The following is a 12,308-nucleotide window of genomic DNA, read 5'->3' as shown; positions in this document are numbered from 1 at the left end:
CCCGTGACCGATATCGGCCGACGCCGGTTGTTGCAGGCCGGCGTTGGCGCCGGCCTTTCCCCGCTGCTGCCCAGCATCGCCCGGGCCGCAGCGATCGCCCCTGCCGCGCACACGCGCAGCCTGGAAGACCTGCAGCACATCGTGGTGTTCATGCAGGAAAACCGTTCGTTCGACCACTACTTCGGCACACTGCCAGGCGTCCGTGGCTTCGGTGACCGCTTCGTGATTCCCGCCCCCGCGCTGGAGCCCGGTGGCCGCACCCGCACCCTGTGGCTGCAGCCCGAGGCCAGCGGAAAGCGGGCGATCGCCCCCTTCCCGCTGGATACCGCTGCGCACTTCGGTTACATGCGCGTGGAAGGCACGCCGCACACCTGGCCCGATGCACAGCGCGCGTGGGACCACGGGCGCATGGGGCAATGGCCGAAGGCCAAGCAGAACCACTCGATGGGCTACTTCCAGCGCAGCGATCTGCCGTTCCAGTTCGCGCTGGCCGATGCCTTCACGATCTGCGACGCCTATCACTGCGCGATGCAGGCCGGCACCAACCCGAACCGGGTGTTCCTGTGGACCGGCCACAACGATGCGCAGGCGCACGCGGGTGGCCCGGTGATCGCCAACTCGCACGACAACTTCCCCGAACACGGTGGGCACCCTGCGTCGTACCGCTGGGCCAGCTATGTCGAACGCCTGCAGAAGGCCGGCGTGTCCTGGCAGATCTACCAGGACATGGCCGACAACTTCACCGACAACCCCTTGGCCGGCTTCGATGCATTCCGCCGCGCCTACAGTGCTGCACCCGGCCATGATCCGCAGCTGCGCGCGCGCGGGGTCAGCACCCGTGGCCTGCCACAGCTGCGCCAGGATGTACTGGACGGGCGCCTGCCGCAGGTCAGTTTCATCATCGCCGACGCCGCCGGCAGCGAACATCCTGGCCCCTCCAGCCCGGCCCAGGGCGCGGCCTATACCGCGCGCGTGCTGGACGCATTGACCGCCAATCCAGAGGTGTGGAGCCGCACCGCGCTGCTGCTGATGTTCGATGAGAACGACGGCTTCTTCGACCATGTGCCACCACCGGCGCCGCCCTCACCGCTGGACGTCGGCTGGGCGGGTGCCTCATCGGTCAGTACCGAGGGTGAGTACCACCGCCACCCGGCACCGGGTGATGAGAAATACGATGCCGCCGAGCTGCGCGGCCGCCCATACGGCCTCGGCCCGCGTGTACCGCTGTACGTGATTTCGCCGTGGAGCCGTGGCGGCTGGGTCGATTCGCAGGTCTACGACCACACCTCGGTCATACGTCTGATCGAACGTCGCTTCGGCGTGGCCGCACCGGACATCTCGCCGTGGCGTCGTGCCGTCTGCGGCGACCTGACCGGCGCCTTCGACTTCGCTCAGCGCGATACCCGCCCGTTCGTGCGCGGCCTGCCCGATGTCAGCGCCGTGGCGGCACGTGCGGCGGCCCTGCCGGGGCGCACCGTGCCGGCGTTGCCGGAAGGGCTGGAACCGGCCAGGCAGGAAAGCGGCATACGCCCGGCGCGTGCCCTCCCCTACCGGCCGCAGGCATCGATCGGCAGGATCGAACCCAGCGGTATCACGCTGCAGCTGGCCTGCGACGGGGCAGCGGCGGTGCTGCACGTCTACGACCGCTTGCGGCTGGGCGCGGTGCCGCGTCGCTACACGCTGGTCCCGGGCTCCGCGCTGAAGGAGCATTGGCCGCTGGATTCGCACGGTTGCTATGACCTGTGGCTGCTCGGTCCGAACGGCTTCCACCGGCATTTCCAGGGCAGCCTGCAGGGCCCGGCGTTGCATGCTTCGATCGACCGCGTGGACGGGCAGCTGCGCTTGCAGCTACGCAACCTCGGCGAGGGCGCGCAGCAGGTCCGCGTGCACGCCGGTGCCTATGCCGGGCACATGCCGCAGCAGACGCTGGCGCTGCCGGCGCATGCGGAGACCTCGTTGGCGTGGGACGCAACACCCACCGCAGGCTGGTATGACCTGCATGTCGGTGCGGGCGCCACCGCCCTGCGCCTGGCCGGACGCGCCGAGGACGGACATCCCGGCACCAGCGACCCGGCGATGGGCGGCGAACCGCTGCGCTTCGAGCACGGCTGAGGGTTTCTGTAGAGCCGAGCCATGCTCGGCTACGCGGTCCTGTAGAGCTGAGCCGATGCTTAGCGCAGTCGAGCCTTGCTCGACGGCTCGTCGATCATTGAGAGGCAACACTGGATTGGCGCAGACCCAAGCCGCGCCCGTCTACCCGCGATCCGGGCACGCACCTACGCTTGTCATCTCGGTGGCCGCCACGGCCGCCCTTCGCGTCACGGCCCCGCCGTTGCGACCCCGCTCCAGTGCTGTGCGCCCTGCCGGTGTTGTCGCCCAGGCAGAAGTCCGACCGGCGCCCTCTGGAGACAGCCATGAACCAAGCCCTGATCCCCTTCGATACCGACCCGCTGGAAACACGGGAGTGGCGTGAATCGCTGGAGGCGGTGATGCGGGCCGGTGGCCGGCCGCGTGCACACTACCTGATCGATCAGCTGAGCGAGCTCGACGCACAACAGCACGGCGACCTGCATACCCGCGCCTGGACTGCCTACGTCAACACCATTCCGCCCGAGCGCCAGCCGACCTATCCGGGCGATCTCGCCATCGAGCGCCGCCTGAACGCGATGATCCGCTGGAACGCGATGGTGATGGTGCTGCGCGCGGGCAAGCACTCCAACGTCGGCGGCCACATTGCCAGCTATCAGTCGGCAGCGGTGCTGTACGACGTGGGTTTCGATCACTTCTTCCGTGGCCGCACCGACACCTTCGACGGCGACATGGTCTATATCCAGGGCCATTCCGCACCGGGCATCTATGGCCGCGCCTACGTGGAAGGCCGCATCGATACGGCGCGGATGGACAACTTCCGCCGCGAAGCCGGCCGCGACGGCCTGTCCTCGTACCCGCACCCGCGCCTGATGCCGGACTTCTGGCAGTTCCCCACCGTATCGATGGGGCTGGGCCCGCTGACCGCGGCCTACCAGGCGCGCTACATGCGCTACCTGGAGTATCGCGGCCTGAAGGAACACCAGGGGCGCAAGGTCTGGGCATTCCTCGGCGACGGCGAGATGGACCAGGCGGAATCGCTGGCGGCGATTTCGCTGGCCGGCCGCGAGCGGCTGGACAATCTCGTGTTCGTGGTCAACTGCAACCTGCAGCGCCTGGACGGCCCGGTGCGTGGCAACGCCAAGATCATCCAGGAACTGGAAGGCAACTTCCGCGCCGCCGGCTGGAACGTGATCAAGGTGATCTGGGGCAGCGGTTGGGATGACCTGCTGGCACGCGATCACAGCGGCCTGCTGCGCCAGCGCATGATGGAATGCGTGGACGGCGACTACCAGACGTTCAAGTCGCAGAGCGGTGCCTATGTGCGCGAGCACTTCTTCGGCCGCTACCCGCAACTGCTGGAGCTGGTCGCGCACATGAGCGACGACGAGATCTGGGCGCTGGCTCGCGGCGGCCATGATCCGCAGAAGGTGTTTGCCGCCTACCAGCAGGCGGTGAACACCAACGAACGGCCAAGCGTGATCCTGGCCAAGACGGTCAAAGGGTTCGGCATGGGCGAAGCTGGCGAAGGCCAGAACATCAACCACCAGCTGAAGAAGATGAGCGCCGATGCGGTACGCGCATTCCGCGATCGCTTCGACCTGCCGGTCAGCGATGACCAGCTGGAAGAGATGCCCTACCTGCGCCCCAACCCCGGCAGTGCCGAAGCAACCTACTTCGCCGAGCGCCGCCGCGTCCAGGGTGGCCAGCTGCCGGCCCGCCTGACCGAGGTTGACCCATTGCCGCTGCCGCCGTTGTCGATCTTCAACAGCCAACTGCAGGGCGGCGGCGAACGCGGCCAGTCCACGACCATGGGCTTCGTGCGCATCCTCACCCACCTGCTCAAAGACCCTGAACTGGGAAAGCTGGTGATTCCGATCGTGCCCGATGAATCACGGACCTTCGGCATGGAAGGCCTGTTCCGCCAGATCGGCATCCATTCCTACCTGGGCCAGCTGTACACCCCGCAGGATGCCGGCCAGCTGAGCTACTACAAAGAGGCCAAGGACGGTCAGATCCTGCAGGAAGGCATCAACGAATCCGGTGCGATCTGTTCGTGGATCGCCGCCGGTACCGCCTACAGCAACCATGGCCTGGCGACGATTCCGTTCTACATCTTCTACTCGATGTTCGGCCTGCAGCGCGTCGGCGACCTGGCCTGGGCCGCCGCCGATGCGCGTACCCGCGGCTTCCTGCTCGGCGCCACCTCCGGCCGCACCACGCTGATGGGCGAAGGCCTGCAGCACGACGACGGCCACAGTCATGTGTTGTCATCGGTGATCCCGAGCTGCGTGTCCTACGACCCCACCTTCAACTACGAGCTGGCGGTGATCATCCACGACGGGCTGCGCCGGATGTATGTCGAGCAGGAAGACATCTACTACTACATCACCGTGCTCAACGAGAACTACCCGCAGCCGGCCCTGCCCGAAGGTTCTGAGGCCGGCATCCTCAAGGGCATGTACCTGCTGCACCCGGCACCGGCCGATGCCAGCGCGCAGCCGCGCGTGCAGCTGATGGGCAGTGGCGCGATCCTGCGCGAGGTGGAGGCCGCCGCCGCTCTGCTGCAGCAGGATTTCAGTATCGCCAGTGATGTGTGGAGCGCCACCAGCCTGACCGAACTGCGTCGCGACGGCCTGGCCGCCGAGCGCTGGAACCTGCTGCACCCCGCCACCGAACCGCGTGTGCCCTATGTGCAGCAATGCCTGGCAGCGCATCCCGGCCCGGTGGTGGTAGCCACCGACTACATGAAGATCGTCGCCGATCAGATCCGCCCCTTCATCGATGACCGTCGCTTCATCGCACTCGGTACCGATGGTTTCGGCCGCTCGGACACACGCGAGTCACTGCGCACGTTCTTCGAGGTGGACCGCCACTTCATCGTGCTGGCCGCGTTGAAGGCGTTGGCCGATGAGGGCCGCATCAAGCGCGCGCTGATGCAGGTTGCCATCGAGCGCTACGGCATCGACGTGGACAAGGCTGATCCGGCCGCGGGCTGATCAGCCATTCCAACCCAGTCCGCGCGGCTCATTGCTGAATCCTGCCGCGCGCAGGGCATCGACGGCGGGCCCGCGATGGACGGGTTCGTCATTGATCCGCTCCAGGGTGAAGGACAGCCGTGGGCCTCGCCGCAGGCCCACGGCCAGCGCCTGCGCCGCCGCTGCCCAGCGCGTGGCCGCGTCCGGTGCCGTGCCGTCGATCCAGCTGCTCAGCTGGCGGCCGCCCTGTGGCAGATACAGCTGCAGCCGGCCTTCGCCGATCACTACCATCGCACCAGCCCGTCGCACCGGACGCGGCCCAGCGGTCGGCTGGGGCCAGGGCAACAGGCTGCCGAAGGGATTGGCGGGATCCAGCGCCGACAACGCAACCCAGGCGCCAGCCCCGCCTGCCTGTTCGGCGCTGGCACGCAGGCGGTCGATATCGTCGCGCTGGGCGAACTGGGCACCGCCCATGCCTTCCACGAAGCGACCGCGAAGCAGCTGGCCGGCATCCTCCATGCTGCGCAGCAGCGGACGCAGCGCCGGGAATCCTCCGGCCACGGCTTCGCTCATCGCTGCGCTGCGGGTGACCACCGTGTAGCGGTCCAGCAACGCCTCGGTCTGTGCCAGCGCGCGCAGCGTGTCACTGGCCCGCTCCTGCGGCAGCAGCGACCAGCGTCCTGCCAGCGTCGGCCCCGTGCTGCTGGCCAGCTCCAGTCCTGCGGTGCCCGTCGTCTGTGGCACGAAGGCAAAGCCGCGGCGGCGGCGCGACACCGGCGTCGGCCGCCCCCGTGCAGGCCGCGCTCCGCACAGCGCGCGCAGCGGCGCCCACAGGTCACTGCTGATCTGCCCGCGCCAGGCCAGCTGCCACAGCGCTGCCTGGAAATCTTCACCCGCCGTGCCTGCACCGACCAGTCGCGGCTGTACCTGCGTCGCCAGTTGCCGGGCGAAGAACGCACCTCCGTCTGCCAGCACCTGCAGGATGGCCTGCTGCATCGCTGAATCGTCTGCCTGCATCGGCGTGACCGGCAGGGTTTCAGCCGCGCGCTCGCGCAGGTGCAGCGACACCAGTCCATCGTCGTCGCCCAACCGGCCATGGCCGACCCAGAGCACCGTGCCGGTGGCCAGCAGTTCATCCAGCAACGCAGGCATGTAGCCGGGCACGCGCGCGGGCAGCACCTGCTGTTCCCACAACGATGCAGGCAGTGGCAGCCCCGCCAGTTGTTCGATCACCTGCAGCACCCCTTCGCTGTCGTTGCGGCGTGCGCCCCCGGGCAGCACGCCCTGCCCATGCAGCAGCAGCCCGACATAGGCCTGCACCGGTACCGGGCGGGTCGCCTCGCGGGCGGCTTGCAATGAGCGTAGCCGCAGCCGCTGCAGCACCTCCGTGCCCACCCACTCATGGCCTGCACGCGACGAAGCTGCCGCGGCGTTCTCGTCTGCCGCACGACGATCCAGACCGAACCGGCCGCGTACGACCCGGCCCTGTTCCTGCAGGAGGTGCAAGGCAGCATCCACCACCGCCACACCGAGGCCGAAACGGGCGGCCACGCTGCCGCTGCTGAAGGGCCCATGGGTGCGCGCGTGGCGGCCGAGCAGATCGCCCAGCGGATCCGGCACAGTGGCCAGGAACACTTCGGCCACGTCCGCGGGCGGGATGATGCCCAAGGCATCGCGCAGGCGCGCGGCATCTTCCACCGCCGCCCACTGCGGGGCCCCTGCGACGGGAATGCGGATCGCCCGGCCCGCCGCATGCAGTGCCTGCAGCCAGGCGTCCGCCTGGGTGGGCTCGGTGATGCGCTGCGCGACCTCCACCGCAGGCAGCGGGCCCAGCTCACGCAGCAGGTCGGCCACGCCTTCGCTGCCACGTGCGTGGCGGGCCGGATCCACGCGTTGCAGCTCGCGTTCCACGGTGGCCACCACGGCATCGTCCAGCAGTTCGCCCAGGTCCACCTCGCCGAGCAGTTCGGCCAGCAGGCCACTGTCGAGCGACAGCACCGATGCGCGCCGTTCGGCCAGCGGTACATCGGCTTCGTACATGAACTCGGCGACATAGCCGAACAGCAGGTTCGCCGCAAACGGCGATGGCACGGCCGTATCCACTTCGACCACCTGCACCTCACCGGCCTGCACGCGCAGCATCAGTGCATCCAGTGCGCTTAGGTCGTAGACGTCCTGCAGGCACTCGCGCGCGGTCTCGACCAGGATCGGGAACCCATCGTGGCCACGGGCGATCTCCAGCAGCTGCCCCGCACGCAGGCGCTGCTGCCACAACGGCGAGCGCTTGCCCGGCGTATGCCGGGGCAGCAGCAGCGCGCGCGAGGCACACTCACGGAAACGTGCGGCGAACAACGCGGAACCGGCGACCGAGCGATTGATGACCTGGCGCAGGTGGGACGCATCGAACAGGAAGAGTTCCACACCCGGCGGCGTGCCGCTGCGGTCGGGCATGCGGACGATGATGCCGTCGTCGCTGGCCACCACGGCCGGATCGATGCCCGCCTGCTCGCGCAGGCGCGCGGCCACCGCCAGCGCCCAGGGATCGTGTACGCGGCGGCCATAGGGCGAATGCAGCATCACCCGCCAGTCGCCGAGTTCATCACGGCAGCGCTCGACGACCAGGCGCAGGTCGGTCGGCAGCACACCGGTGGCCTGCTGCTGCTCGGCCACCAGTGCCAGCATATTGCTGATCGCGCTTTCATCCAGGCCGCGATCACGCAGCCTGGCGAGCAGTGCCGGCGACGGCTCGCCAGCGCTCCCCGGGTCGGCTTCAAGTTCCGCCAGGAAGGCACCGGTGGCCTGCCCCAGCTCGGCCGGGCGGCCGATGCCTTCGCCCCGCCAGAACGGCAGCCGCGCCGAGCGCCCCGGCGCTGGCGTCACCACGACCTGATCAAGGGTGATCTGGTCGATGCGCCAGGACGTGGCGCCGAGGGTGATCACATCATTCACCCGCGATTCGTGGACCATCTCCTCGTCCAGCTCGCCGACACGGCGCGATCCTGCCTGCTCTTCACCCTCAGGCAGGACAACGGCATACATGCCGCGGTCGGGTATGGTCCCGCCGCTGGTCACGGCCAGCTGGCGAGCGCCAGGACGTGCGGTCAACGTGCCTGTCTTCCGGTCCCATACCAGGCGCGGGCGGAAACCGGCGAACTCATCGGACGGATAGCGACCGGCGAGCATGTCCAGCACCGCGTCGAAGGCACTGCGGGGCAGCGTGTGGTACGGCGCAGCGCGACGCACGCGCACGAACCACGCCTCGGCATCGAGTGGATCCATCGCTACGGCGGCCACGGTCTGCTGGGCCAGCACATCGAGCGGATTGCGCGGCGGATCGAGGGCTTCGATGCGTCCACCCAGCATGCTGTCGACCACCACCGCAGCATCGACCAGATCACGGCGCGTGCGCGGATAGAGCAGGCCACGCGACATGCCGCCCACCTGATGGCCCGCACGTCCAACCCGTTGCACCGCACTGGACACCGAAGGCGGCGCCGCGACCTGGATCACCAGATCCACCAGGCCCATGTCGATGCCCAGCTCAAGACTGGAGGTGGCGACCACGCAGCGCAGCTCGCCTGACTTCAGCGCCTGCTCGATGGCAGCGCGCTGCTCCTTGGATACCGAACCATGGTGCGAGCGGGCAATCACCGAGGCCGGCGCGGTGACACGGTTCACCGTGCTGCCGGTGAACGATCCGTGGGCCGCTGTGCTCGCAGCATCCGCTTCGCCCGCAGCCTCGACGCCCGTGCGCTCGGCATGCAGTTCGTTGAGTCGCGCGGTCAGCCGTTCCGCCACGCCACGCGAGTTGGCAAAGACAATCGTGGAGCGATGCCGCATCACGTTGTCGAGAATGCTGGCTTCCACATGCGGCCAGATCGAACCGGTGCGCGCGCCGGCCCGGCGCCCTTCTGCGGGCCCGTGCACGACCAGGTCGGTCATGTCCTCCACCGGCACCACGATCTTCATTTCCAGCTGCCGCTGCGAGGGGGGCTGCACCACCTGCACCGGGCGATCACCGCCGAGGAAGGCAGCCGCGCCCTCGACCGGGCGGACCGTGGCCGACAGACCGATGCGTTGCGCAGGCACCTGCAGCAGCGCGTCCAGCCGCTCCAGGCTCAGCGCCAGGTGCGAGCCACGCTTTCCGCCGGCCACCGCATGGATCTCATCGAGGATCACCGTATGCACATCGCGCAGGATCTCCCTCGCCTGCGAGGTCAGCATCAGGTACAGCGACTCGGGCGTGGTGATCAGGATGTCCGGCGGGCGCCGCACCAGGCGGCCGCGGTCACTGCTGCTGGTATCGCCGGTACGCATGGCCACGCTCAGGGCAATCGCCGGATCGCCGCGCTCGCTGCGCCGCGCACTGATGCCCTGCAGGGGCACCTGCAGATTGCGCTGCACATCGCTGCCCAGCGCCTTGATCGGCGACAGGTACAGCACGCGCGTGCGCGCCAGCGGCCTGGCCGCCGGGTCGCGGCGTGCGTCGCCATCGCGCTCGGCGAACACCTGGTCGATCGCATGCAGGAACGCGGCCAGTGTCTTCCCCGAGCCGGTTGGAGCCACCACCAGGGTGTGCTGGCCCGCGGCGATCGATGCCCACGCCTCGTCCTGCACCGGCGTCGATGCTGCGAACGCGGAACGGAACCAGTCACGGGTGGCGGGATGGAAGTGCTGCAGGGAATCCAAGGCAGGGCCGGTCGCCATCGATGATGGCTTCGATGATACGGCGAAGAAATCGTTTGTCGCCACGAATAGTTACGTTATAACATTTCACACCATTTTTACGGAGTGTGTCATGCGTCGCCACCTGCTAGCTGCAGCCATCCCCCTCGCCCTTCAGTCCGTCGCCCTCCATTCAGCCCGGGCGGCGGACGCGCCCACCCTCCCCACCCTGCAGGTGGAAGCCCGCCAGCCCTCGCGCATCGACAGCTGGGTCACCGTCGGCAACCCACAGGCGCAGAACCGCACCCTCGGCAACCTGCTTGAACACGTCTCCGGCGTGCAGAGCAGCGCTTTCGGCCCGAACGCCGGCGCGCCGGTCATCCGCAGCCTCAGCGGCAATCGGGTGCAGATCCTGCAGGACGGCCAGTCCATCCTCGGCATGAACGCGATCAGCGGTGACATCAACATTCCGTTCGACCCGCTGTTCGTGCGCAGCGTCACCGTCAACAAGTCCTCCGACACCGTGCGCTACGGCGGCAATGCGATCGGTGGCAGCGTGGAGATCGACTCGGGCCTGATGCCGCGCACGATGGAAGACAAGGACCAGTCGATGGAACTGGTGCTGCGCAAGGGCTTCAATGCCGCCGACGCGCAGGGCTTCCGCATGAACTTCAACAACCAGCGCAATCTTTCCACCAACCTGCAGGTCTCGCGCCAGCGCATCTCGCACTACGACATCCCCGGCAACAGCAAGGCCAGCGTCTGCAATACCCGCCTGTTCCCCGCCACCGGCGGCGTCAACTCGGCGCTGGCCGACAGCTGCCAGAAAGAGGCGCGCGTCCAGCAGGTCTACAACAAGGCATCGCAGCCCTACATCGACCAGTTCATGACCGAGAACCCGGACTGGGCCGACGGTGAATTCTCGTTTTTCACCAACAACCCGACCTCGGTCTGGCAGCGCCGCACCTACGTCAACCCGGTCAACCCGGCCTATGTGCCGGGCACGCCGTCGTACGTGCAGAAGCAGATCAACAACGACGTGACGCCCGACTACCATCACCGCCTGGGCAACAGCTATGCGCGCAACACGCAGGTGGCGTTCGGTTCGACGTTGTTCTTCGACCGCGGCCATGTGGGTGTCAGCATCGATGCCAAGGACAGCGAGTACGGCGTACCCGGTTTCTCGATGCAGAACCTGTCGTTCGGTTCCAACTACGCCGATGGCCTGCCGGTGGGCGTGGTGATCAAGCAGCAACACTACGCACTGGAAGCGCTGCTGCGTGATCCGCTGCCGGGGTTTGAACGCGCCGAACTGCGTGTTTCCAGGCTGGACAACACCTCCGGGGAGCGCCTCGGTGCGTCCAAGGCCAATGACTACGATTTCGACAGTACCCAGGCCGAACTGCTGCTGAGCCATCAGCGGGTGGGCCCGCTCAGCGGCCTGCTCGGTTACAGCCACCAATTGCGCGACGTCACCGGCAGCGGCTCGCTGCGCTATCTGCCGGACGTGGACAGCCGCAGTACGGCGGTGTTCCTGAAGGAAACGCTGGATTTCGATTGGGCCACCTTCGATGCGGGCGCGCGCCATGAGCGCGTCGATCACGATCTGCAGCCAAGCCGCTTCAAGACCGCGCGCAATGCCGCCAACACGAAACTCCAGGACCGTTCCTACCGGCTCAACAGCTACAGTCTCGGTACCTATGTCGAGCTGGGTCCGTTGCTCGCCGCGAAGCTGCGCTATTCGTCTTCGCAGCGCGCCCCTGAGATCAACGAGCTGTACGCCAGCAACGCGCACTACTCGGTGATGACCCAGGAAGAAGGCAACCAGAACCTTGAACCCGAGCGCGCGAAGAACCTGGAGTTGACCGGCCTGTTCCACCTCGGCGGGTTCGAGCTGTCCGCCACCGCTTACCGGATGCGGTACGAGAACTATCTCTATCTCGGCTACTCCGGCGTGCAGACCGCCAACCGCCTGCCGCTGAAATACTGGAAGCAGACCGACACCACGGTGAAGGGCTTCGAGATCGATGCCTCGCAGGCGCTCGACCTCGGACGCTATGGCAGCCTGAACGTGTCCGCCTTTGCCGACCTGGTGAGTAACAAAGCCGATCATCCCGACTCGCTGCGCGCCCACAATGATGGCAAGTACCTGCCGAACATGCCGACCAACCGCTACGGCGCCAACCTGCAGTGGCAGCGTCAGGGCTGGAAGGCGCAGTTGTCGAGCACCTACTACGACACGCAGAAATACCTGGGCCGCAACGTCAGCGAGGAAATCCCGCTGGACCCGTTCAACCTGGTCGACCTGCAGGTCAGTCGCGAACTGCCGGTGCGCAACAGCTACGTCGCAGGCATGGAAGTGTTCGTCAACGGCAGCAATCTGCTCAACGAGGAAGCACGTCCGCACAACTCGCCGTTGAAGTACATCGCGCCGTTGCCGGGGCGTGGGTTCCAGGTGGGGGTGACGGTCAAGCTCTGACGATCGACCGTAGGGCTGCACGCCTGCAGGCAATCGCGCTGCAGGCGTCGTCCATCGCGCACTTGCGTGGTTGCGTCACGCTCCCCGGTTGATCCACT

The 12,308-nt window shown here is 67.5% G+C and carries 4 protein-coding genes; 3 read left to right on the top strand and 1 reads right to left on the bottom strand.

Features of this window, described 5'->3' with window-relative positions; translation table 11 throughout:
- Window positions 1-3 precede the first annotated feature (3 nt).
- Both QZ853_RS04485 and aceE read left to right on the top strand, forming a co-directional pair.
- A complete protein-coding gene (locus tag QZ853_RS04485; protein WP_295571053.1) occupies window positions 4-2,112 on the top strand; it encodes a phospholipase C, phosphocholine-specific in 2,109 nt (702 codons plus the stop codon).
- 302 nt (window positions 2,113-2,414) lie between these two features.
- Window positions 2,415-5,087: a pyruvate dehydrogenase (acetyl-transferring), homodimeric type gene (gene aceE / locus QZ853_RS04480; protein WP_295571051.1), complete on the top strand. Its 2,673-nt coding sequence runs from the start codon at window positions 2,415-2,417 to the stop codon at window positions 5,085-5,087.
- Here the strand turns inward: aceE and QZ853_RS04475 are convergent, their stop codons facing one another.
- The gene (locus tag QZ853_RS04475; RefSeq protein ID WP_295571050.1) at window positions 5,088-9,773 is read right to left on the bottom strand and encodes an ATP-dependent helicase; all 4,686 of its coding nucleotides are present in this window, start codon (window positions 9,771-9,773) and stop codon (window positions 5,088-5,090) included. It lies immediately after the preceding gene.
- A 91-nt stretch (window positions 9,774-9,864) separates the two neighbouring features.
- Here QZ853_RS04475 and QZ853_RS04470 point away from each other — a divergent pair, with 91 nt between their 5' ends.
- A complete protein-coding gene (locus tag QZ853_RS04470) occupies window positions 9,865-12,210 on the top strand; it encodes a TonB-dependent receptor (RefSeq protein ID WP_295571049.1) in 2,346 nt (781 codons plus the stop codon).
- Window positions 12,211-12,308: the final 98 nt, after the last annotated feature.

This window comes from uncultured Stenotrophomonas sp., assembly GCF_913778665.1.
Taxonomy (GTDB): Bacteria; Pseudomonadota; Gammaproteobacteria; order Xanthomonadales; family Xanthomonadaceae; genus Stenotrophomonas.
This window is presented reverse-complemented; position numbering and strand designations above follow the sequence as displayed.

What these genes read in the sequence shown, in the direction of transcription:
- aceE (WP_295571051.1), top strand. Translation starts at nt 2,415, where the DNA reads ATGAACCAAGCCCTGATCCCCTTCGATACCGACCCGCTGGAAACACGG.
- QZ853_RS04475 (WP_295571050.1), bottom strand. Translation starts at nt 9,773, where the DNA reads ATGGCGACCGGCCCTGCCTTGGATTCCCTGCAGCACTTCCATCCCGCC.
- QZ853_RS04470 (WP_295571049.1), top strand. Translation starts at nt 9,865, where the DNA reads ATGCGTCGCCACCTGCTAGCTGCAGCCATCCCCCTCGCCCTTCAGTCC.